Source organism: Staphylococcus sp. 8AQ, assembly GCF_902506595.1.
Classification (GTDB): domain Bacteria; phylum Bacillota; class Bacilli; order Staphylococcales; family Staphylococcaceae; genus Staphylococcus; species Staphylococcus pasteuri.
In genome coordinates, this window is sequence record NZ_LR733871.1 from 1,380,357 (window position 1) to 1,405,119 (window position 24,763).

The following is a 24,763-nucleotide window of genomic DNA, read 5'->3' on the forward strand; positions in this document are numbered from 1 at the left end:
TAATAATCGTCTTTATATAGCAATCAACAATAGTTAAAACAGACTATTTTCTTTCAAATAATGCAACTGTTTCTATATGAGTCGTTTGTGGGAACATATCTACTGGAGTAATTTCTTTCAAATCATATTGTTGACTAAGTAATTGTGCATCACGTTGTTGTGTAGACGGATTACAAGAAATATATACAATACGCTTAGGATTTAATTCTAATAACGTTTTAATGAAAGTTTCATCGCAACCTTTTCTTGGTGGATCGACCATTACTACATCTGGTCTTATTCCTTCTGCTTTCCATTTTAGAATAACTTCTTCTGCTTTCCCACAGACAAAAGTTGTATTTTCTAATTGGTTTATAGTCGCATTTTCTTCTGCGTCTTTGATTGCAGATGGTACGACTTCCACACCATAAACGTGCTTAGATTTTCCTGCCATATATAAACCAATTGTTCCTATACCACAATACGTATCCAAAACAATTTCATTGCCCGTTAACTGAGCGTATTCTAATGCTTGGTTATATAGTTTTTCAGTTTGATGTGAATTAATTTGATAGAAAGATTGATCGCTAATATTAAATGTTATTTCACTTAGCTTATCTTCAATTTCATCAGTACCATAAAGTGTAATAGATTTACGCCCCATAATAACATTTGAATGTGCATCGTTGATATTTTGTTTAATACTTGTTACATTGGGATGCAATTTAACTAACGCTTCTACTAATTGATTGGCTTGTTTGAATGCTTTGCCATTAGTAACTAATATAATCATCATTTGATTTGTATAATGACCTGTTCGTACAACCAAATGACGTAGTAAACCTTTTTTAGTCTTTTCATTATAAACACTGATATTAAGTTCAGATATGAGTTGTTTTACATCATTCATAACTTGTTGATGTTTCTCATCTTGAATTAAGCAACTATCCATGTCAATAATGTCATGGCTACGTTGGCGGTAAAACCCCATTATAGGTTTTTTATTATTATTTAAACCAATTGGTATTTGTGATTTATTTCTATATCTCCACGGGTCTTCCATTCCAACAGTATCGTGTATAACTGTATCGTTAAATGATCCTTTTCGATGAAATAAATTGATGACTTGCTCTTTTTTCATTGTGAGTTGAGCTTGGTAAGTCATATGCTGAAGCTGACACCCACCGCATTTATCATAATAAACACAAGGGGGTTCTACACGAGAATCACTCTCTACAATTACATTTAGAAGTTTACCTATCGCAAAATTTTTCTTCACTTTAATAATTTTGTATTCTATTGTTTCGTTAATTAAGGCATTAGGAACAAATATAGGATATCTATCAATTTTGACAACGCCATGTCCTTCATGAGTTAAATCTAAAACTTGGCCTGTTTTTATTTCATTTTTCTTTAATGTTTCCAATTTCTTTCCCCCACATATGAAAAGGCTAGGACATGTTATTTTTACTATCCTAACCTTGTGTTAATTTCATATTTATTATTATTTGTCTTCATTCTGTTGATGATCTTCTGATTTTAACTGTGGTGTTACTGTTGGTTGATCAATTAATTCTTCATTATGAATGTCATGAGGTGTAAATACATCAATATGTCGTTCTAAATTCAAGAAGTTTGCTGGTAATTTACCACCATATTCGCCATCAACATTAAGTTGCATATCTGTAAACGATGAAATATTGATTGATTTTGCTTTTTCATATATTACTTTAGGATGTTTTGTATGTTCGCCTCTTGATGCTAAGGTCATGATATGCCCTAATTCTGCTAGGTTAGCTTTTTCAACAATAATTAATGTGTAATAACCATCGTCTAATTTTGCATCAGGAACTAATTTTTCAAATCCTGCCATAGAATTTGTTAAACCTAATAAGAATAATAATGCTTCACCTTGAAAGACTTTATCATCATATTCAATGCGTAAGTCAACTGCCTTCATTTGTGGTAACATTTCGAATCCTTTAATGTAATAGGCAAATGATCCTACGATTGACTTTAATTTACTAGGTGTTTCATATGATACCTGTGTAAGTTGGCCACCTGCTGCTAAATTGATAAAATAACGATTGTTCATTTTACCGATATCAACTTTAGTACTATGACCTTCAATAATCACATCTAAGGCACCCATAATATCATTTGGTAAATGTAAGGCACGTCCAAAATCATTTACTGTACCCATAGGTATAATACCCAATCTAGGTCTATTAGGTTGTTCTGCAATACCATTTACAACTTCATTTAAGGTTCCATCCCCACCAGCAACAATTAAGATATTATAATTGTTATAGAGTGCACGTTCTGCTTCAAGCGTCGCATCACCTTCACGCTCTGTTGCATAGGCACTAGTTTCATATCCAGCTTTTTCTAATTTTATTAAAACATCAGGTAACATTCGTTTAAAAAGTTCTTTACCAGATGTCGGGTTATAAATAATTCTTGCTCGTTTTCTCATATCATATCCCTCGACTTCATATACTCATATTCAATATTAAATGATTTACTCACGAGTTAAAAGTATTTTTTAGAAAAACTTGGTACTTTAGTACCTTAGTTTTTCTTATGCATTAGCTTTAGCTAAGGCGTTCCTCTATTTTCTTAGCAATTTATTGCTTAGAAGTTCTTATGCATTAGCTTTAGCTAAGGCGTTCCTTAGCTTTTCTGGTACTTTAGTACCTTAGTTTTTCTTATGCATTAAATTCATCTAAGGCGTTCCTCTATTTTCTTATGCATGAACTTTAATTCAAATGTTATTTTATGTACCTAATAGCTTTAACTATTAGGTAAGTCATACTAATTTTGCTTTGCAAAAAAGTATGGCTTTGTATGAATGAACTTTAATTCAGTCGTTCTTATATATATCTATTAACTAAGTCATCACTCTTCATTCTACAAAAAGAAACACTAAAAAACTCCTACAACAATTAGTTTACACTAATCGTTATAGGAGCAAAAATCAAACCTATTATCTTTTATCTAATTCTTGTTTTAATAATTGATTTACTTTTTGAGGGTTAGCTTGTCCTTTTGAAGCTTTCATAATTTGTCCAACTAAGAAGCCCATTGCTTTACCCTTACCATTTTTATAATCTTCGACTGATTGAGGATTATTATCTAATGCTTCATTAACAAATTTTAATAAAGTTGCTTCGTCAGAAATTTGAACTAAGCCTTTATCTTCCATAATTTGTTTAGCATCTCCACCGTTTTCAGCTAATTCTGGGAAGACTTTTTTAGCAATTTTACTGCTCATTGTTCCGTCTTCGATTAATTTAATCATACCTGCTAAGTTTTCTGGAGTTAATTTAGTATCTAGTAAATCAACTTGATTTTTGTTCAAGTATTCGTTTACGCCACCCATTAACCAGTTTGAAGTTAATTTTACATCTGCTCCATGTTCAATTGCACCTTCAAAGAAATCAGACATTTCTTTTGTAAGTGTTAATACATGTGCATCATATTCGGGTAATCCTAAATCATTAACATATTTAGCTTTACGTTCATCAGGTAATTCTGGAATAGTTTGACGAACACGTTCTTTCCACTCATCATCAACATATAAAGGTACAATGTCTGGTTCTGGGAAGTAACGATAATCGTCAGATCCTTCTTTTACACGCATTAAAATTGTTTTACCAGTTGATTCATCAAAACGACGTGTTTCTTGGCCAATTTCTCCACCATTTAATAATTCTTCTTCTTGACGTTTTTCTTCATACTCTAAACCTTTACGAACATAGTTAAATGAGTTTAAGTTTTTCAATTCAGCTTTTGTACCGAATTCTTCTTGACCATAAGGACGTAAAGAAATGTTAGCATCACAACGTAATGAACCTTCTTCCATTTTACAGTCAGATACGCCAGTATATTGAATGATAGAACGTAATTTTTCTAAATAAGCATATGCCTCTTGTGGAGAACGAATATCTGGTTCAGACACAATTTCAATTAATGGTGTACCTTGACGGTTTAAATCAACTAATGAGTAACCATCTTTATGTGTTGATTTACCAGCATCTTCTTCCATGTGTAAACGAGTAATACCAATACGTTTCGTTTTTCCGTCTACTTCGATATCAATGTACCCATTTTCACCAATTGGTTCATCAAATTGAGAAATTTGATATGCTTTTGGATTATCTGGGTAGAAATAGTTTTTACGGTCAAATTTAGAATTAGTTGCGATATCCATATTTAAAGCCATTGACGCACGCATTGCCCAATCTACTGCTCTTCTATTTACAACAGGTAATACACCAGGGTATGCAAGGTCAATTACATTAGTATTTGAGTTAGGTTCTGCTCCAAAATGCGCTGGTGATGGAGAGAACATTTTTGAGTCTGTTTTTAGCTCAACGTGAACTTCAAGTCCGATAACTGTTTCAAAATGCATTATTTCCACTCCTTATAATTTTTCATAAGCGTCATGTAAGTTGAATTGTGTTTCATATTGGTATGCAACACGATATAACGTCTTTTCATCGAACGGTTTACCTATAAATTGTAATCCAATTGGGCGTCCGTTTGATTGTCCACAAGGAACAGAAATACCTGGTAAACCTGCTAAGTTAACTGGTGTTGTTAATAAGTCATTAGCATACATTGTCAATGGATCGTCAATTTCGTCACCTAAATCAAATGCAGTTGTTGGTGCTGTTGGTCCTACTACAACATCATAATTTTCGAACACTTTATCAAAATCATTTTTAATTAAAGTTCTAACTTTTTGTGATTTTTTATAATAAGCGTCATAATAACCTGAACTTAATGCAAATGTACCTAAGAAGATACGGCGTTTCACTTCATCACCGAAACCTTCTGATCTAGACATTTTGTATAATTCTTCAAGTGATTGTGCTTCTTTTGAATGATAACCATAACGAATACCATCAAAGCGAGCTAAGTTAGCTGATGCTTCTGAAGATGCAATTACATAATATGATGGTATACCATATTTAGTATTTGGTAATGATACTTCTTCTACTTCAGCACCTAGTGATTTTAATGTTTCTACAGCATTTTTAACTGATTTTTTAACATCTTCACTAACACCTTCACCTAAATATTCTTTAGGTAAAGCTACTTTTAAGCCTTTAATATCTTTACCAATTTCAGAAGTGAAGTCTACATCATCAACTGGTGCACTAGTAGAGTCATTAGCATCTATTCCAGAAATTGCTTCTAAAACTAAAGCATTATCTTTAACATTACGTGTTAATGGTCCAATTTGGTCCAATGAAGATGCGAATGCAACTAGCCCAAAACGTGATACACGACCATAAGTTGGTTTCATACCTACGATTCCACAGTATGAAGCTGGTTGACGAATAGAACCACCAGTATCTGAACCTAAACTAAATGGCACTAATCCTGCTGCTACAGCTGCTGCTGAACCACCAGAAGATCCACCAGGTACAGCTGAGTGATCAAATGGATTTACAGTTTTCTTGAAATAAGATGTTTCTGTTGAACCACCCATCGCGAATTCATCCATATTTAATTTACCAATTAATACAGCATTTTCATTATGCAATTTGTTCATAACTGTAGATTCATAAATTGGTACAAAACCTTCTAACATTTTGCTTGCACAAGTAGTTTCTAAATCTTTTGTGATGATATTATCTTTAATTCCCATTGGGATACCAAATAACTTACCTTCCATTTGGTCTTTCTCTTGTAATTCATCTAATTCTTGTGCTTTTTTCATTGCGTTTTCTTTATCTAAAGCTAAGAAAGATTTAATTGTTGGATCTGTTTCTTCAATTGCATCATAAATATCACTAACTATTTGTGATGGCTTAATTTCTTTATTTTTAATTAAAGTTAATAAATTCTCAACAGACTCATAGCGAATACTCATCTTAAGCGTCCTCCTCATTCATGATGGCTGGAACTTTAAATTGTCCATTTTCAGTTTCTTTTGCATTTTTTAATGCTAATTCTTGAGGAATGCCCTCGATAGCTTTATCTTCACGTAATACATTTTGTAAATCTAATACATGATATGTTGGTTCTACACCTTCTGTATCAGCACTATCATTTTGTTTAGCAAAATCTAAAATACTTTCTAATGTATTGGCCATTTCATCCGTTTCTTCAGGAGAAATTTGAAGTCTGGCTAAATTAGCTATATGTTCAACTTCTTCACGTGTTACTTTAGTCATTAAATAAAAGCCTCCTTATTACTCATTCATCACTAAATTGTATCAAATATTCATTTAAAAATCTAAGTATTTATTGAGTGATGGCAATTTAAATAACTCATTTCATATCTTAGGTTGATATTTATTCAAATATTGGAGTGAAATAAACTCGAACCACATCGATTGTTAATTGTGTTTTTGTTACTTATTTATAAATAAAAGCATATTTATTGAAAAAATATCACTAAGTATATCTTTGGATACATTATTATGCATAATTAATAAACAATAAACAACACACATTTATTAAAGTATCCTCTTTACATAAAGCACTTAAAGTTGATTAAAAACAAAATTTTATTTTTTCACTTTTCTAAACTTTTAACTATAATGTATAATATTACATGTGACACAAATAAATACTTATATAAGGGAGTGTTTAAAATGCTATATTTGGGGACAGCACTTAATCAGCAAGTGAATGCAAATTGGCAAACCTATATTATGATTGCCATTTACTTCATTATTTTACTTATTATTGGGTTTTATGGTTACAAACAAGCTACTGGTAATTTAAGCGAGTTTATGTTGGGCGGTCGTAGTATAGGACCTTATATCACTGCATTATCTGCAGGAGCTTCTGATATGAGCGGTTGGATGATTATGGGGTTACCGGGGTCGGTATATAGCACTGGTTTATCTGCGATGTGGATAACAATTGGATTAACACTTGGCGCCTATATCAATTATTGGGTCGTTGCACCTAGGTTAAGAGTTTATACAGAAATAGCGGGAGATGCTATCACCCTTCCAGATTTCTTTAAAAACAGATTAAATGACCAACAAAATATCATTAAAATTATTTCAGGTTTAATTATTGTTATATTTTTTACGTTATATACGCACTCTGGATTTGTTTCAGGTGGAAAGTTATTTGAAAGTGCGTTCGGCTTAAATTATCATTATGGATTAATACTTGTAGCTATTATAGTAATTTTCTACACTTTCTTTGGAGGATACTTAGCCGTATCAATTACAGATTTTTTTCAGGGTGTTATTATGCTAATCGCCATGGTTATGGTACCAATTGTTGCGATGATGCAGTTAAATGGTTTAGATACTTTTAGTAGAGTTGCTGAAATGAAACCTACTAATATGGATATTTTTAAAGGGACAACAGTAATTGGAATTATTTCCTTATTTTCATGGGGCTTAGGCTATTTTGGACAACCTCATATTATCGTACGTTTTATGTCTATTAAATCACATAAATTATTACCTAAAGCAAGACGTCTAGGTATTAGTTGGATGGTTATCGGACTTTTAGGAGCAGTAGGCGTTGGATTAACAGGTATTGCATTTATATCAGAAAGAAATATAAAAATGGAAGATCCAGAAACGTTATTTATTATTATGAGTCAAATTTTATTCCACCCACTTGTTGGCGGATTTTTACTTGCTGCAATTTTAGCAGCCATTATGAGTACTATTTCTTCACAATTATTAGTTACTTCAAGTTCTTTAACCGAAGATTTTTATAAACTTATTCGCGGTGAAGAAAAAGCAGCTACTCATCAAAAAGAGTTTGTAATGGTTGGTAGATTATCAGTATTAATTGTTGCCATTATTGCAATTGTCATTGCGTGGTACCCAAATGACACTATTCTTAATTTAGTTGGTAATGCATGGGCTGGCTTTGGTGCATCATTTAGCCCGTTAGTATTATTTTCATTATATTGGAAAGATTTAACTAGAGCTGGTGCAATTAGTGGAATGATTAGCGGAGCATTGGTAGTTATTATTTGGATTGCTTGGATTAAACCTCTAGCTTCTATCAATGAATTATTAGGTATGTATGAAATCATTCCTGGATTTATAGTAAGTGTCATCGTTACTTATGTCGTAAGTAAATTAACAGCTAAACCAGGTGACTTTGTAAATAACGATTTAGCTAAAGTGAAACAAATTGTTAAAGAAAAATAGAAACTAATATATTAGGGTCCGAGAACTTTATATCTCGGACCCTAATTTTTAGTTAAATTTAATTATGGTAAATGTGTACTTCTGGTTCTTTATCGTCTTTATTTTTACTAATCAATGCGCGCGGATTATTACCATCTTTAATTCTAATTTCATATTCATCTATATTATCAAAATATTTCTTAGCCTGTTCTGTAACATATTGAGTAATACCAATTGTCTCAGCTTGACCGTAATAATCTATTGGTAAGTCAACTGTTAATTGTTTTGCTTTTTTATCAACAAATTTTACTTTACCTACTGCTTGAGTAAAGTTAGAAAAGTAAGATTGTAAATTATCATTAAATTGTTTGAAATTATTATTTAATGATTCATCATAGTCAGCCGCTGTTGAAGATGGTAATAGAGCAGTTTTTTCATTGATTGATTTCCAATCATTGATTTTAGTTTGACCATCATCTGCAGTCGCACCTGCTATAAATTCTCCAGGTGTGATAGATTCCTGACTACTTTGTTTATATATAGCGAAGTGAATTGGAATATCTTTTAAATCACTGTTTTCTCTTAATCTTGATAACATTTCACTTGCCATTGCCTTACCTTGCTTTTCTATTTCTTTGTCATCTAATTTTTTACTATAGGTTTCACCGTCTTTTTCCTTTTGGTAATAATATTTGCTATTCATTGCTAAACCAATCGTCATACCTTTAATGTTCTTACCTTTTGAATCGCTATTACCATAGAAATCTTGTTCTAAAATATTGGATAAATATGCTGGTGACTTTTCTGCTATTTTAGTTGGATCTGTTTCCCCTTGGTGAGAAGGATTAAGCCCTAAGTTTTCATTAGCTTTTTTCTTTTTCTTTTCCTTCTCACTCATGTTATCTATTTCTTTTTTAGTATATTTAGGATCCAAATATGCATTAATCGTTTTTTTATCTAAAAATTGTCCATCTTGATATAAGTATTTATCTGTTGGAAAGACTTCTTTACTTAGTTCTAATAGTCCAGATTCGAAACCTTCACTATTATAACTATTTGCCATATTATCTTGTAAAAGGCCACGTGACTGACTTTCTTTAAAAGGCAAAATAGTACGATAATCATCGCCTTGAACATTTTTATCCGTAGCTACTTGTTTCACTTGTGATGAATGACTATCTTTTGATTGATTTGTGTCTTGATCTGACTTTTTGTCTTTATCATTACTGCATGCGGTTAGAATAAAAATTGTCGAGATAAGTAAAATTATTGTTCTCTTCATCGACGTACCTCACTCATTATTGATTTCCTTTTGTTTTGTCGCAAATTCATCTTCAGTCCAAATTTCTGTTCCAAATTTTTCAGCTTTAGTTAGTTTAGAACCTGCATCAGCACCAGCAATAAGTAAATCTGTACTTTTGGTTACACTATTAGTTACTTTGGCACCTTGCATTTGTAACCATTGTGATGCTTCATTACGTGTCATTTGTTCTAATTTACCTGTTAATACAATCGTTTTACCACTAAATTCTGGATGCCCTTCAATTTCTGTTGTTTTGACACCTTTGTATGTCATATTAACATTTTTATCTTTTAGTTTTTGAATTAATGCACGAATATCTTCATTATCTAAATAGGTAACAACAGATTGAGCTAACTTATCGCCTATATCATGGATGCCTACCAGTTCTTCCTCTGTTACTTCAATTAGTCGATCCATTGTTTCATGTTTCTCGGCTAATACTCTGCTTGCTTTAACCCCAAGATGTCTAATACCTAAACCAAATAATAAATGTTCTAGAGATTGTGATTTTGCTTTATGAATTGCTTCAAGTAAATTTTCAACTTTTTTACTTCCCATGCGATCCAGTGGTAATAAATCGTCTTCAGTTAAATAGAATATATCAGCAACATCTTTAATTAAATTATTTTCATAAAGTTGTTGAATAATCTTAGTTCCTAATCCGTCTATATTCATTGCTTGGCGAGATACAAAATGAATTAGTCCTTCGATGAGTTGTGCCTGGCATTTAGGATTAATACATCTTAAAGCTACTTCCCCTTCTATCCTTACAAGTTCATGATTACAACTTGGACAATGTATTGGCATATGATAAGTTTTGGCATCATCAGGTCGACGATCTAAAATACTTTTTACAACCTCTGGAATAATATCGCCAGCCTTTTTGATGACTACGCTATCTCCAATTCTTATATCTCTTTCATGAATTAAATCTTCATTATGTAATGAAGCTCTTGAAACTGTAGTTCCCGCTACTCTTACTGGTTCAAGTATCGCGGTTGGTGTTACAACGCCCGTTCGACCTATACTTAACTCAATGTCCAATAGTTCAGTTACAACTTCTTCAGCAGGAAATTTATATGCAATAGCCCAACGTGGAGATTTTTGAGTGAATCCCATCTCGTCTTGTTGTTCTAAGTCATTCACTTTAATGACAATGCCATCTATATCATAAGATAATTTTTCTCGCTGAGCTGTCCATTTTTCAATATATTTCAGAACGCCATCTATATCAGATACTCTTTCACGTTCATGATTAGTTTTAAAACCTAATTGATCTAATTCATCTAAGGCGCCACTTTGAGTTGTCGCTTCAAAATCAGTAAAGTCATTAATGCTGTATAAGAAAACACTTAATTTTCTTTTAGCTGCTAATTTAGAATCTAATTGTCTTAATGAACCTGCTGCTGCATTTCGAGGATTAGCAAAAGGTTGTTCACCGTTGTTTTCCTTTTCTTCATTTAAATTCATAAATGATTGTCTTGGCATATATGCTTCTCCACGCACCTCAAAATTTAAGGGTTCTTTAATTTTTAATGGAATAGCATGTATCGTTCTTAAGTTTTCAGTAATATCTTCTCCAGTTGTACCATCTCCACGAGTTAAACCTTGTACAAAACGGCCATTTTGATATTTTAATGATACAGCTAAACCATCAATTTTAAGTTCACACATATATTCTACTTTACCTATATTATCACGTATACGTTGATCAAATTTTCTTAAATCTTCTTCATTAAAAGCATTCCCTAAACTTAGCATTGGTGTATCATGATTTACCTTTTCAAATGTAGATTGGGCTTCCCCTCCTACTCTTACTGTAGGTGAATCTGGCGTTTTATATTCAGGGTGTTCTTCTTCTATATGAATAAGTTCATGTAATAATTTATCGTATTCACTATCAGGAACTGATGGATTATCTTGAACGTAATATTCGTAACTATATTGATTTAATAAATCATGTAATTCATTCACACGATTTTGCATATCATTCATCCACTAGTCCTCCTTTTTTTCAATTGGTGCAAATTGAGCTAGTAATCGCTTAGGTCCTTCTGATTTAAATATAATATCTAATTCTACAGAACCATTTTTTTCATTAACGTTACTAACCATACCTTCTCCCCATGCTTTATGAGTAACTTTATCTCCTACTTTCCAGTCAGAAGAAGTTACTTGTTTTTTAGATGAAGTTGTTCTCTTACTAAAGCCGCGTTTTTGAGTTGGTTTCGCCATAGGTTGAATTGTTTGTCGTTTACTACCAGAATGACTTTCCATTAAATCTTCAGGAATTTCTTTTAAAAATCGAGATGGCATATTGGATTGAGAACGTCCAAACAACATACGTGTTGTTGCGTTAGTAATGTATAGTGTTTCCTCAGCTCGTGTTATCGCTACATAACAAATTCTTCGCTCTTCTTCCATTTCATGGTCGTCATCACTTTTAATTGCTCTAATATGTGGGAAAAGCGATTCTTCCATTCCCATAATAAATACAATCGGAAACTCTAACCCTTTAGCAGAGTGCATTGTCATCAATGTAACTCCTGACTCTGTATCCGCTTCATCAATGTCAGCAACAAGTGATAAATCTGTTAAAAAGTTGATTAATGATTGTTCTTCAAGTGGTGTATTTTCTTCATAATCTTTAGGCACTGACATAAATTCATCTAGGTTTTCTAAACGACTACGTGATTCTAGAGTTTGTTCTCTATCAAGCATATCTCTATAACCTGACTTAACTAAAACTTCTTCCACTATTTCACTTATTTCAAGAAATTCTTGCTCTTTAATTAAATTTTGAATCATTTCATAAAAAGAAATACATTCTTGAGTAACTTTTTTAGATAGTCCTATAAAATCAACTTCACCTAAAGCATCGAACATACTTATATTGTTTTGAACTGCATAGGTTTGTATTTTTTCAACTGATGATGGACCTACACCACGTTTTGGGACATTAATAATACGTTGTAAACTAATATCATCATTACTATTGGCAATAACTCTTAAGTAACTTAATAAATCTTTAATTTCTTTACGATCATAGAATTTTTGGCCGCCAACCATTGTATAAGGTATATTAGATTTCATAAATGTTTCTTCTAATACACGTGATTGCGCGTTCGTTCTATATAATATAGCCATATCACTATATTTCTTTCCATTACGCTGATGTTTCATAATTTCTTTTACTACGTATTCAGCTTCATCACGTTCTGTTGTTGCTTCGTAATAATTTATTTTGTCTCCGCCTGTATTAGCAGTCCACAATCCTTTTGGTTTTCTTTCTGTATTGTTTTTAATGACTTCATTGGCAGCATTTAAAATTGTTTTAGTTGAACGATAATTTTGTTCTAAGAAAATCGTTTTGGCATTAGGATAATCTTCTTCGAATGATAAAATGTTTTGAATATCTGCACCACGCCAACCATATATAGATTGGTCTGAATCACCAACGACACATAAATTTTTAAATTTATTGGCTAATAATTTGATTAATGTGTATTGTGCTTTATTGGTATCTTGGTACTCATCAACATGAATATATTGGAATTTATTTTGATAATACTCTAAAGCTTCAGGTACTCTTTCAAACAAATTAATAGTAGTCATAATTAAATCATCAAAATCTAATGCTTCATTTCTTGATAATTGTCGTTGATATCCTTTATAAACTGTAGCTACCATTTGTGAATGATAGTCATTTGCTTCATTTTGGGCATCTTCTGGTGTTTTTAATTCGTTTTTCAAATTACTAATAGCGCCTATAAACATACGTGGTTCAAAACGTTTGCTATCAATATTTTCATTTTTCAATACATCTTTGATAACAGATTTTTGGTCTGTTGGGTCAATAATAGTGAAATTACGTTCTATTCCTATACGATCAGCATCACGACGTAAGATTCGAACGCACATTGAGTGGAATGTAGACATCCAAATGACTTGAGCTTCTTCACCAACCAATTGTTCAACTCTTGCTTTCATTTCTTTAGCTGCTTTATTAGTAAATGTAATTGCCAAAATATTATAAGGTGATACATCTTTCTCGTCTAATAAATATGCGATTCTATGTGTTAGTACTCGTGTTTTACCAGATCCTGCACCTGCCATAATTAATAGTGGGCCTTCTGTAGTTCTGACAGCTTCACTTTGCTCTGTATTCATATTTTTTACTAATGAATTCATTTACTAGACTCCTTTACCTTAACTGTTTTTAATGCTTTTTTTATATCTTTATAAATAATATCTCCAACAACTATAGTATCGGCATACTCAGCCATCTCTTTGGCTTGAGATAAAGTAGTGATACCACCACCATAAAATAGCTGTGTTGTCGTTAGCGTATCTTTAACTGATTTCACTGTGTCTACTTCCCCATATTTTCCACTATTTTCTAAGTACATAATGGGAAAACGATATAATTCATTAGCCATTAACGCATATGCATCTATATCATTTATATCTAATTGTGTATTAGCATTTGTTCGTTGTGCAACTTTGCTATCTTCATTCATTACAAGATAACCCTCAAATATTACCTCATCAAAATCAATGACATGTCCATATTCTTTCAAAGCTTCGAGGAGCATTCCATTATGGTATTTGACATTATTACTATTCAATACTGTTGGAATAAAATAAAAATCAAAACCTGGCATAACACTCTCTATATTTGAAACTTCTAAAACAAGTGGTAATGGGTAACGTCTAACTCTACTCATTAATTGAATGACATTATCTTCTGTCACATTATCTGTGCCCCCTAAGATAATAGCATCAGTGTTAGACATACATATTGCATCTAAATCATTGTCAGAAATAGTCTTTGCGGGGTCTAATTTAAATACATGGCGCCATTGTTTAATGTTATACATTACATGAAACTCCTTTTTTTAACATACCTTAAATTATATCATTTTTAACTTTTTAGTTCTAAACAGATATCGTGAAAATGTACAACTTATTTCTAAAATTTTTAAGAATTGATAAAAAAGGAAACGATCGTCAACATATTATCGTCGTTAAACTTTAATGTTGCGATCGTTTCATCTTATATTATTCTTTTGTATCGATATTTAATCGATTTAAAATCATCGTGTAAGCATCATTACCCCATTGTAAAGAACGTTTTACACGAGATATTGTTGCCGTCGATGCGCCAGATTCTTGTTCTATAGTTGCATATGTGTATCCTTGTTTAATCATTTTAGCTACTTGAAGTCGTTGAGAAAGTGATTGAATTTCATTCACTGTACATAAATCATCGAAAAACTGATAGCATTCTTCTCTATTTTCTAATGTAAGAATTGCATCAAACAATTCATTTAATGCATCCCCGCGTAATTTTTCAATTTGCATCGTAACAGCTCCTATATGCATATTCTTTTATCATTTTAACTTACTAATAAGTTAAAGTGTAGTAGTTTTATGATAAAAAGTATAGGATTTTAAGTTAATCACTTATTATTCTAAGCCAGCTCTTTTGAAAATAGTATCTACTTGATTTAAATGATGTTTAGGGTTAAAGCATTCATCTAGGTCTTCTTTAGATAATATATCTGTGATTTTGCTATCTTGTTCAATAAGTTCTCTAAATGGTGTTTTAGTTTCCCAAGATTTCATCGCTTTAGGTTGAACTGTATCATAAGCTTCTTCACGTACCATACCTTTATTTATAAGTGAAAGTAGTACACGTTGAGAATAAATTAAACCAAATGTTTTATCAATATTCGCTTGCATATTTTCTTCGTACACAGTCAAACGATCAACAATGTTAGTAAATCTATTTAATGCATAGTCTAAAGCAATTGTTACATCAGGTAACATGATTCGTTCAGCTGATGAATGTGAAATATCACGTTCATGCCATAATGGAACGTTCTCATATGCAGTAGTGATATAACCACGTATAACACGAGAAATACCAGTAATATTTTCAGAACCGATAGGATTACGTTTATGTGGCATTGCTGATGACCCTTTTTGTCCTTTAGCAAATGCTTCTTCTACTTCACGAGTTTCAGTTTTTTGTAAGTTTCTGATTTCAACTGCAAATTTTTCTAAAGAAGTAGCTATCAGTGCCAATGTTGCAATATAGTAAGCATGGCGATCACGTTGTAATGTTTGTGTTGAAACTGGTGCTGCACCTAAACCTAAATGTTTACATACATAGCTTTCAATTTCAGGTGGAATATTAGCAAATGTACCAACAGCACCACTCATTTTTCCTACTTCAATTTCTTCTCTAACTTCTTTAAAACGTTTTAAATTACGTTGCATTTCTGTATACCATAATGCCATTTTTACACCAAATGTAGTAGGCTCAGCATGTACCCCATGTGTTCTTCCCATCATTAAAGTGTATTTATAATTTTTTGCTTTGTCTTCTAAAACTTTAATAAATCTTTCTAAATCTTTTTCAATAATATCGTTTGCTTGTTTAATGACATAGCTTAATGCTGTATCAACTACATCTGTAGAAGTTAATCCATAATGAACCCATTTTCTTTCGTCGCCTAATGTTTCTGAAACTTGTCTAGTAAATGCTACAACATCATGTCTTGTTTCTTGTTCAATTTCTTTTGCACGTTCAACATCTACTTTGGCATTTTGACGTATTTTTTTAACATCTTCTTTAGGAATATATCCTAACTCGCTCCATGCTTCTGATGCTAAAATTTCAACTTCAAGCCATGCTTCATAGCGGTTTTGGTCTGTCCAAATAGACGACATTTCTTCTCTAGAATAACGTTCAATCATTGTTTAAGCTCCTATCATATGTGTATTTATAATTTTATTTCTAAAAACTGTACATTAAAAACGAATTTCCGTTTATAGTTCGTCTTTTATCTTTCGCTTTTTATTTTAACAGAATCAACCTTATTTGTGTAATTCTAATATACTTATAATCATATTTTATTTCATCTTCAAAGTGAACACAATTATCAATATTAAAAACCACTCAAATCATTAGATTAGAGTGGTTTTCTTAAATATTATTCTGTTATTTTTTTACCGATAAAAATAATATCTTGTTTTAGTACTTCAAGACTACCGTCTTTATTTTCTTTATAAATGGGTTTCTCAATTCGTCTTGTTGGCATATACCCTTCATCTTTCATTCGTTTCAGACAATCTGCAATGGTTTCGTTGTCATTAACTTTGAACTTCATGTTCAACAACACTTTCTAATTCTTCTGGTTCGTATGCTTTAAGTTTACGCTTACGCACTCCTTTAACCCAGAATCCACCATGAATATTTCTTGGTTCATAAGCAATAATAAATGCTTTAGGATCTAAGTTTTTAATAGTATCCATTAATTTTAATTCATATTTTCTTGGCGTTAATACTTGCATCACCAAACGACTTCCATCCCGGCCAAATGCTTCATAGTGGGTAACACCATAACCTAAATTACGAAGTTCATTTGGTAAGTCTAACTCGTATTCAGAAGATGTTGCATTGACAACTGTATATCCAAGCGCAAGTTTTTCTTCAATTTTCATACCAACAATGATACCTATTGAAAAACCAAATGCATAAGCTACAATATTTTGAATTTGATCTAAACTAGACATTACTAATCCTAGACCTACGACGTAAATTAAAACTTCAACGAAACTTACAATCGCAGCTACATAACGGTACCCTTTTAAAGTTAATATTGTTCTCATTGTTAAACATGTAACGTAGCATACATTAATAACAAAGATTGCAAACACCATTAACCAGGGATTTTGAGCAATCGCTGACATAATATTCCCCTTTTCTTACTTGAAATCCAAATTATTTTAACAGTCATTTTAATCTTTGTCACGTCAAAGTTAAAATTCATTCTATTAAATTAATATCAATGTTTTATTTTCATTTTATGTGAATTAACAAAATTGAACCGTAAACATATACCAACATGCTCATGTATATTTACGATTCAATGTATCGATTTTCAATTTAGTTTTTAGGCCAAGTATAACGAGTGTATGCGAGTTCTCGTTTATGAGCGTTTTTAATATAATGATTTTCAATTTTCTCTTTTGCTTGGCTTGAAACTTCTTTACCTTCTAAATAATCATCAATCTCATTATATGTTACTCCCAATGCTTCCTCGTCAGGTAATTGAGGTTTATCTTCTTCTAAATCTGCAGTTGGAATTTTTTCATATAAATGTGCAGGTGCATCTAAATATTTTAGTAACGCTCGTCCTTGTCGTTTATCTAGACCGAATAATGGAGCTATATCAGCTGCCCCATCACCATATTTCGTATAAAAACCTGTAATATTTTCAGCTGAATGATCAGTGCCAACAACTATTCCAGATTGATTTGAGGCAATAGAAAATTGTACTTTCATTCGTTCGCGTGCTTTTTCATTTCCTTTTTGGAAATCTGTTAAAGTGATCCCCGCTTCTTGTAATGATTTAACGCTCATATCTACAGCGGGTTTAATATTAACTGTGATCGTTTGATCAGGATTAATAAATTTTAATGCATCTTCAACTTCGTCTGCATCTGATTGAACACCATATGGAAGTTTAACTGCTATAAATTGACACGCTCTACCTTCTTCACGTAATTCATTTACAGCTAATTGTACTAGTTTACCTGCTAATGTTGAATCTTGTCCTCCAGAAATACCCAATACTAATGATTTGATAAAATCATGTGATTGTACATATTTTTTTATAAAATGTTTAATTTCTTGCACTTCTGTTTCAACATCAATTTGAGGTTTTACTTTCATTTCTTTTACTACAATGTCTTGTAAATTACTCATGATCTTCCTCCATTTCTTTTACGTGTTCTGCTACTTCAAAGATGCGTTTATGTTTATTTTCCCAACAAGCTGTACTTAAATCAACCGGATATTCTTGTGGATTTAAGTAACGTTTATTTTCATCCCAAAATGTTTTAAGTCCTTCATTTAAGTAACTTTGAGCTTCTTGTACGCTTGGCAATTCGTATACGAGTTGTCCATTTTCAAAAATAGAATGATGTAAATCAATGGCTTCAAAATCTTTGATAAATTTCATTTTAAATGTGTGAACAGGATGGAATAATTTTAATGGTTTTTCTTTTCTAGGGTCTTCACCATGTAACGTTATATAATCTCCTTCTGCTTTACCTGTCTTTTTATTTATAATTCTATAAACATTTTTCTTACCTGGTGTAGTTACTTTTTCAGGATTGTTAGATAATTTAATACGATCACTATATGTGCCGTCACTATTTTCTATAGCAACTAATTTATACACTGCACCTAAAGCAGGTTGATCAAATCCGGTAATTAATTTAGTTCCAACGCCCCATGAGTCTACTTTTGCGCCTTGAGCTTTTAAACTTGTAATTGTTTCTTCGTCTAAATCATTAGAAGCAATAATTTTAGCATCTTTAAATCCAGCTTCATCTAACATTCGACGCGCTTCTTTTGAAAGGTATGCAATATCACCTGAATCTAATCGAATACCTATGAAATTAATTTTGTCTCCTAATTCTTTAGCTACTTTGATTGCTGTAGGTACACCAGATTTTAGTGTATGGAATGTATCTACTAAAAAGACACAATCTTTATGTCGTTCAGCATATTTTTTAAAAGCAATGTATTCATCGCCATAAGTTTGTACTAAAGCATGCGCATGTGTTCCTGAAACAGGAATACCGAATAGTTTTCCTGCTCTTACGTTACTTGTTGAATCAAAACCACCTATGTATGCTGCTCTAGCCCCCCATAAAGCTGCATCTAGTTCTTGGCCACGTCTAGTACCAAATTCCATTAATATATCGTCACTTGCAATTTGACGAATACGACTTGCTTTAGTAGCAATCAATGTATGGAAATTAATAATATTTAATAATACTGTTTCTAAAAGTTGTGCTTGAATTAATGGTGCTTCAACTCTTAGCAAAGGTTCATTACCAAAACATATTTCACCCTCTTGCATTGAATGAATATGTCCTGTGAATTTTAAATTTTTAAGATAGTTTAAAAAATCATCTTGATAACCGATAGTTTTTAAATATTCAATATCAGTATCTGAAAATCCAAAATTATCCATAAAATCAATTACACGTTTAAGACCATTGAATACAGCGTATCCACCATTGAAAGGCATACTTCTGAAATATAAATCAAAAACAGCCATTCTCTCGTGAATGCCATCATTCCAATAACTTTCTGCCATATTTAATTGATATAAATCATTTTGTAGCATTAAACTGTCGTCTTCAAATTGGTACACTCGTATCTCTCCATTCGACCATTCTTTTATAATTATTTTATCATAATTCAATTTATCTAGGTAATAACTGAGATTATAACCCAATCATATTTTCAATTTAATAATTCATTACATAACTTTTATCTATCACGGTATTTTTATGCTGAACGTTACGACAAATTCATGACAATTGAATTTATTGAATGTGCATTTTCTATCTGTAGATTATAATACTTATGAGGTGTTTCAAATGTTAATAGACAAAGCAACGACATTTATTAAAACAATGTATTCAGAACTCAATTATTCTCAAGAAGATATCGACAAACGAATCAATGAAGTGACAGAAAGCATTCAACAAACTGGAACATATAGACATACTACAGATGAGTTAATTTATGGTGCTAAGATGGCTTGGAGAAATTCGAACAGATGTATTGGCAGATTATTTTGGGAATCACTTAATGTTAACGACGCAAGAGATATTACCGAAGAAAGTAATTTTATTGATTCTATATGTAATCATATTGAAAAAAGTACTAATGGCGGAAAAATTAAACCTTACATCACTATTTTCCATCCAGACCATCCGCCCAAAATTTATAACAATCAGTTAATTCGCTATGCAGGTTATGAAGAAAAAGGAGATCCATCAGAACGTGAAATCACTCAACTTTCACAACATTTAGGATGGCAAGGTGATGGTGGAGATTTCGACGTTTTACCACTAATTTATCAAATTGGTGAAGGTCCAATTAAATACTTTGAATATCCAAAATCTTTGATTAAAGAAGTACCTATTGAACATGAAAATTATCCAAAATTAAAAGAATTGAATTTAAAATGGTATGCTGTCCCTATCATTTCAAATATGGACTTACAAATTGGTGGAATAACTTACCCTACAGCACCATTTAATGGTTGGTATATGGTTACTGAAATTGGGGTTAGGAATTTTACTGATAGTTATAGATACAATTTGTTAGAAAAGGTTGCAGAAGCGTTCGAGTTTGATACACTTAAAAATAATTCTTTTAATAAGGACAGAGCACTACTGGAACTCAATTACGCGGTCTACCATTCTTTTAAAGCACATGGCGTGTCAATCGTGGATCATTTAACTGCTTCTAAACAATTTGAAATGTTTGAAAAAAATGAAGAAAAACATCAACGACAAGTTACAGGAAAATGGTCTTGGCTTGCACCACCGATTTCACCTACGCTTACAAAAAATTATCATCATGGCTTTGATAATACGATGCGAGACCCTAACTTTTTCTATAAAAAATCGAATGAGACGAAGTGCCCTTTCCATTAAATCATTCGAGGTGAAGGTATGAAGATATATTATTTAGGTCCGAAAGGTACATTTTCGTATTTGGCTTCTCAAAAATATGTTGAACAATTGAAATTGCAAAATATCGATTTTGTACCAAAAGCTAATTTATATGAGGTTATTAAATGTGCATCACAGGATGACGATACTATTGGTTTAGTACCTATTGAAAATTCTATAGAAGGAACCATTAATATCGTAGCTGATTCACTAGCTAAACAAGACGTTTATGCACACGGTGAACTCCTTTTAGATATTGATTTTGCGTTATATGGACAATCAGGTAGCCAAATTGAAGATATTAAAAAAGTCTATTCTATAGCACCCGCTATAAGTCAGACATCAAATTATATTATGAATCATCACTTTGATTACGATTATGTAGATAGTACTGTAAAAGGATTTGAAATGATTAGTAAACATGTAGGTGCCATAGCACCTGTCAATAGTGGTGAAGATTATGGTTTTCAACAATTAGATACACATATACAAGACTTTCCACATAATGCGACACGTTTCTTAATTATTACAAACCATGCCCAATTTGATGTAAATGCAAATACTACTATGTTTTTAATTACTCCGAAGTTTGATAAACCTGGATTACTAGCTAGTATATTAAATACCTTTGCTTTATTTAATATTAATTTATCTTGGATTGAATCACGCCCGCTTAAAACCAAGCTAGGTCAATATCATTTTTTTGTACAAGCAGAGGCCCAATTATCTAATGATATTGAAAAAGTAATAACTATCTTAAATACATTAGATTTTGAAACAAAACTAATCGGTGCATTTAGGAAATAATTATATGTAAATAGTGCTATTTTCATTTTAGTATTCTAATGAAAATAGCACTATTATTTTTATTTAATATTTTCAACATTCTCTTTTTCGATAGTAACTAAATGATCATCTTGATTTAAAGTGAGATGATTAATGTCTTCAAGATGTATCTTCTGTGTTTTATCATGAAATGTGTTACCAGCAATAAATACATTATTATGTTTTATATTGTTATAGCTTCTAATATGAATAGCATCTTTTTTCATTTTCCCTATAAATTCATTACCTATTACATTAAAGTTTGTACCCGCTTGTGCACCCATATCTTGACCTGTGAATGCATCAGCAGCATTCTTGCCATCCTTTACTCCTAAAAAGCGTATACCCCCATTACAATTTTTAAACTGATTTTTAGAAATAAATGTATTTTGTGATTTTAATGGAGTTAACGCGTATTCTTGAATACTATCAAAAATATTATTTCGAATGTGAATGTTTTCGTAAAAGCAATCATATCTAGATGCATGTGAACCAATAGCTCTATTCCAAGATTTCATTTTAACATCATCTGAAGGTCCAAAATAACAATTTTCTATGACTGCATTTTTAGTAATTGTCCCATCAGTTGTACCAAATTTGGGAAAAGCACCTGGTACTTGAATATCTAATTGGACTGCTTCTGAGAAGAAACGGTCACCATCAACATCTAAGAATCCTTCAAATGAACAATTCGCTATTCGTAGTCCATTTATACCACACGCATCAATTGCATGACCTCCAACAACATTTTTAAATGTAACACCAATAAATTGTATATCTTCTGCATGACCAACACACACCGCAGTATTATTATAAGGATACTTACTTCCATTCATATCAAATGTTCCACCTTTAATATGTATGTGACTATTACCAGTGTATCCACGATAGAAAATATACGGTTTCCCATTTTTCAAAAGCGCGTCTTTACTACATCTCAATAATTTTGTTTCATCATCTAATAGTAATGTTGTTGAATCATATATCACTAATGCTTTACCTATATGGTAAGTCCCTTGTGGGATATAAACTGTATGTTCACCATTTTTAGCTTTATTAAGTGCACGCTGTATTGCTTTTGTATCTTTCGCTTTATTATGACCTTCTGCGCCAAAGTCTTTCACATTTATGAACATGCAATATCTCCTTCGATTAATAATTAATTGTAGTGTTCTTAATAAATATATATACTATGATTAATCTTATAAAACATTTTTAGACCAATTAGATGAATATTTTAATTAACTTAACCAAATTAAATGACTTTTATATCGAAATAGCTTGATATGCTTGATTTAGAGAGGATGTTATAAAATGACTAAAACAGCATTAATTATAGTAGATTATTCAGTAGACTTTATAGCTGACGATGGAAAATTAACTTGTGGCGTACCTGGACAAAAATTAGAAAACTTTCTCGTAAACCGTATAAATCAATTTAATGAAAACCGTGACGATATCTTTTTTATGATGGATTTACATTATGAGAATGATGATTTTCACCCTGAATCAAAATTATTTCCACCCCATAATATTGAAGGATCGGTAGGACGACAACTTTATGGTGAGGTCGGTAAACTTTATGAATCTATTAAGACTCAAAACAATGTTCATTTTTTAGACAAAACACGATATGATTCATTTTATGGTACACCTTTAGATAGTTTACTCCGCGAAAGAAATGTTAATAAAGTTGAAATCGTTGGTGTTTGTACTGATATATGTGTATTACATACGGCTATATCAGCTTATAATTTAGGGTATGCTATTCGCGTACCTAGTAAAGGCGTAGCATCATTCAACCAGTCAGGTCATCAATGGGCTTTATCACATTTTGAAAACTCATTGGGCGCAGAGGTAGAAGAATGAGCTAAAGTCATGCTAAAATAACTATATATAATATTAATAAATTAACAATGAATAAGGGAGATATTTATCAATGGCAAATACTTACATTTTTGGACACAAAAACCCAGATACAGATGCAATTTCTTCAGCAATTATTATGGCTGATTTCGAACAACAAACTGGTAATACTAATGCTAAAGCTTACCGTTTAGGTGAAGTTGGTGCTGAAACACAATTTGCTTTAGATCATTTTAACGTTAAAGCACCAGAATTATTAGAAGACAATTTAGATGGCCAAGAAGTAATTTTAGTTGACCATAACGAATTCCAACAAAGTGCTGACTCTATTGCTGATTCAACAATTAAGCATGTTGTTGACCATCATAGAATCGCTAACTTTGAAACAGCTAGTCCTTTATATTACAGAGCTGAGCCTGTTGGTTGTACAGCAACAATCCTTTACAAAATGTATAAAGAACGTGGATTTGAAATCAAACCTGAAATCGCTGGTCTAATGATCTCAGCAATTATTTCAGACAGCTTATTATTCAAATCTCCTACTTGTACTGAGGAAGACGTAAATGCTGCTCAAGCTTTAAAAGACATCGCAAACGTTGATTTAGATGCATATGGTTTAGAAATGCTAAAAGCTGGTGCTTCTACTACAGATAAATCAGCAGATGAATTATTAGATATGGATGCTAAATCATTCACTATGGGAGATTATGTAACTCGTATTGCTCAAGTTAATACAGTTGATATCGACGAAGTTTTAAACCGTAAAGAAGAATTAGAAAAATCTATGCTTGAAACAAGTGCTGAAGAAAAATATGACTTATTCGTTTTAGTTGTAACTGATATCATTAACAGTGATTCTAAAATCTTAGTTGTAGGTGCTGAAAAAAACAAAGTTGGAGAAGCATTTAATGTTCAATTAGAAGATGATATGGCGTTCTTAACTGGTGTCGTTTCTCGTAAGAAACAAGTTGTACCACAAATTACTGAAGCATTAACAAAATAATTAGATGATAAATTCAAAAAATAGTTAATCATTTTTACTGAGGCATTTAACAATGCTTCAGTTTTTTTATTTTTCACTCATTAAATGCAAAATTATTTTTGT

Annotated in this window: 21 protein-coding genes; 5 read left to right on the forward strand and 16 right to left on the reverse strand. The window is 31.7% G+C overall.

All coding sequences use genetic code 11. From position 1 onward, the window contains the following. Positions 1–43 precede the first annotated feature (43 nt). From rlmD to gatC, 5 genes are all read right to left on the reverse strand, one after another. On the reverse strand, positions 44–1,405 hold the full coding sequence (gene rlmD, locus GVY01_RS06850; protein WP_017637866.1) for a 23S rRNA (uracil(1939)-C(5))-methyltransferase RlmD: 1,362 nt from the start codon (positions 1,403–1,405) through the stop codon (positions 44–46). 78 nt (positions 1,406–1,483) lie between these two features. After that, positions 1,484–2,455 carry a diacylglycerol kinase gene (locus GVY01_RS06855; protein ID WP_017637867.1) on the reverse strand — a complete coding sequence of 324 codons (972 nt, stop codon included), beginning with the start codon at positions 2,453–2,455 and terminating at the stop codon, positions 1,484–1,486. Positions 2,456–2,965: 510 nt separating this feature from the next. After that, positions 2,966–4,393: an Asp-tRNA(Asn)/Glu-tRNA(Gln) amidotransferase subunit GatB gene (gene gatB, locus GVY01_RS06860; protein ID WP_017637868.1), complete on the reverse strand. Its 1,428-nt coding sequence runs from the start codon at positions 4,391–4,393 to the stop codon at positions 2,966–2,968. A gap of 12 nt (positions 4,394–4,405) precedes the next feature. Further along, entirely contained in the window at positions 4,406–5,863 is a 1,458-nt protein-coding gene (gene gatA, locus GVY01_RS06865; protein WP_017637869.1) for an Asp-tRNA(Asn)/Glu-tRNA(Gln) amidotransferase subunit GatA, read from the reverse strand. A 1-nt stretch (position 5,864) separates the two neighbouring features. Beyond that, positions 5,865–6,167, reverse strand: coding sequence for an Asp-tRNA(Asn)/Glu-tRNA(Gln) amidotransferase subunit GatC (gene gatC, locus GVY01_RS06870; protein ID WP_002452273.1), 303 nt, complete (start codon positions 6,165–6,167; stop codon positions 5,865–5,867). 423 nt (positions 6,168–6,590) lie between these two features. Here gatC and putP point away from each other — a divergent pair, with 423 nt between their 5' ends. After that, on the forward strand, positions 6,591–8,129 hold the full coding sequence (gene putP, locus GVY01_RS06875) for a sodium/proline symporter PutP (protein WP_159333688.1): 1,539 nt from the start codon (positions 6,591–6,593) through the stop codon (positions 8,127–8,129). A 58-nt stretch (positions 8,130–8,187) separates the two neighbouring features. Here putP and GVY01_RS06880 read toward each other — a convergent pair whose 3' ends face one another. From GVY01_RS06880 to GVY01_RS06925, 10 genes are all read right to left on the reverse strand, one after another. Then, positions 8,188–9,390 carry a CamS family sex pheromone protein gene (locus GVY01_RS06880; protein ID WP_017637871.1) on the reverse strand — a complete coding sequence of 401 codons (1,203 nt, stop codon included), beginning with the start codon at positions 9,388–9,390 and terminating at the stop codon, positions 8,188–8,190. A gap of 9 nt (positions 9,391–9,399) precedes the next feature. Next, positions 9,400–11,406: an NAD-dependent DNA ligase LigA gene (ligA, locus tag GVY01_RS06885; RefSeq protein WP_159333689.1), complete on the reverse strand. Its 2,007-nt coding sequence runs from the start codon at positions 11,404–11,406 to the stop codon at positions 9,400–9,402. 3 nt (positions 11,407–11,409) lie between these two features. Further along, entirely contained in the window at positions 11,410–13,602 is a 2,193-nt protein-coding gene (gene pcrA / locus GVY01_RS06890) for a DNA helicase PcrA (RefSeq protein ID WP_108016957.1), read from the reverse strand. Then, positions 13,599–14,291, reverse strand: coding sequence for a heptaprenylglyceryl phosphate synthase (locus tag GVY01_RS06895; RefSeq protein ID WP_017637874.1), 693 nt, complete (start codon positions 14,289–14,291; stop codon positions 13,599–13,601). Before GVY01_RS06895 ends, pcrA begins: the two co-directional genes overlap by 4 nt. A gap of 181 nt (positions 14,292–14,472) precedes the next feature. Further along, positions 14,473–14,775 (reverse strand): YerC/YecD family TrpR-related protein, encoded by a 303-nt coding sequence (locus GVY01_RS06900; RefSeq protein WP_017637875.1) that lies wholly within the window; start codon positions 14,773–14,775, stop codon positions 14,473–14,475. A gap of 105 nt (positions 14,776–14,880) precedes the next feature. Beyond that, positions 14,881–16,176: an adenylosuccinate lyase gene (gene purB / locus GVY01_RS06905; RefSeq protein WP_017637876.1), complete on the reverse strand. Its 1,296-nt coding sequence runs from the start codon at positions 16,174–16,176 to the stop codon at positions 14,881–14,883. A gap of 236 nt (positions 16,177–16,412) precedes the next feature. After that, a complete protein-coding gene (locus GVY01_RS06910; RefSeq protein WP_029056018.1) occupies positions 16,413–16,595 on the reverse strand; it encodes an NETI motif-containing protein in 183 nt (60 codons plus the stop codon). Then, positions 16,573–17,172, reverse strand: coding sequence for a DUF2179 domain-containing protein (locus GVY01_RS06915; RefSeq protein ID WP_046467424.1), 600 nt, complete (start codon positions 17,170–17,172; stop codon positions 16,573–16,575). Before GVY01_RS06915 ends, GVY01_RS06910 begins: the two co-directional genes overlap by 23 nt. 196 nt (positions 17,173–17,368) lie before the next feature. After that, positions 17,369–18,190 carry an ammonia-dependent NAD(+) synthetase gene (gene nadE / locus GVY01_RS06920; protein ID WP_017637879.1) on the reverse strand — a complete coding sequence of 274 codons (822 nt, stop codon included), beginning with the start codon at positions 18,188–18,190 and terminating at the stop codon, positions 17,369–17,371. After that, on the reverse strand, positions 18,183–19,652 hold the full coding sequence (locus GVY01_RS06925; protein WP_017637880.1) for a nicotinate phosphoribosyltransferase: 1,470 nt from the start codon (positions 19,650–19,652) through the stop codon (positions 18,183–18,185). Before GVY01_RS06925 ends, nadE begins: the two co-directional genes overlap by 8 nt. 229 nt (positions 19,653–19,881) lie before the next feature. Here GVY01_RS06925 and GVY01_RS06930 point away from each other — a divergent pair, with 229 nt between their 5' ends. Both GVY01_RS06930 and GVY01_RS06935 read left to right on the forward strand, forming a co-directional pair. Further along, complete coding sequence (locus GVY01_RS06930; protein ID WP_108016958.1) at positions 19,882–20,949, forward strand: nitric oxide synthase oxygenase; 1,068 nt, start codon at positions 19,882–19,884, stop codon at positions 20,947–20,949. A gap of 18 nt (positions 20,950–20,967) precedes the next feature. After that, the gene (locus GVY01_RS06935) at positions 20,968–21,774 is read left to right on the forward strand and encodes a prephenate dehydratase (protein ID WP_108016959.1); all 807 of its coding nucleotides are present in this window, start codon (positions 20,968–20,970) and stop codon (positions 21,772–21,774) included. 59 nt (positions 21,775–21,833) lie between these two features. On the opposite strand, the gene GVY01_RS06940 is transcribed toward GVY01_RS06935, so the two are convergent. Continuing rightward, positions 21,834–22,928: a glycosyl hydrolase family 28-related protein gene (locus GVY01_RS06940; protein ID WP_017637883.1), complete on the reverse strand. Its 1,095-nt coding sequence runs from the start codon at positions 22,926–22,928 to the stop codon at positions 21,834–21,836. Between the two features lie 178 nt (positions 22,929–23,106). Between GVY01_RS06940 and GVY01_RS06945 the strand changes: the two genes are divergently transcribed. Continuing rightward, the gene (locus GVY01_RS06945; protein WP_017637884.1) at positions 23,107–23,661 is read left to right on the forward strand and encodes a cysteine hydrolase family protein; all 555 of its coding nucleotides are present in this window, start codon (positions 23,107–23,109) and stop codon (positions 23,659–23,661) included. Between the two features lie 70 nt (positions 23,662–23,731). Beyond that, the gene (locus GVY01_RS06950; RefSeq protein ID WP_017637885.1) at positions 23,732–24,661 is read left to right on the forward strand and encodes a manganese-dependent inorganic pyrophosphatase; all 930 of its coding nucleotides are present in this window, start codon (positions 23,732–23,734) and stop codon (positions 24,659–24,661) included. The last annotated feature ends 102 nt before the right edge of the window (positions 24,662–24,763 follow it).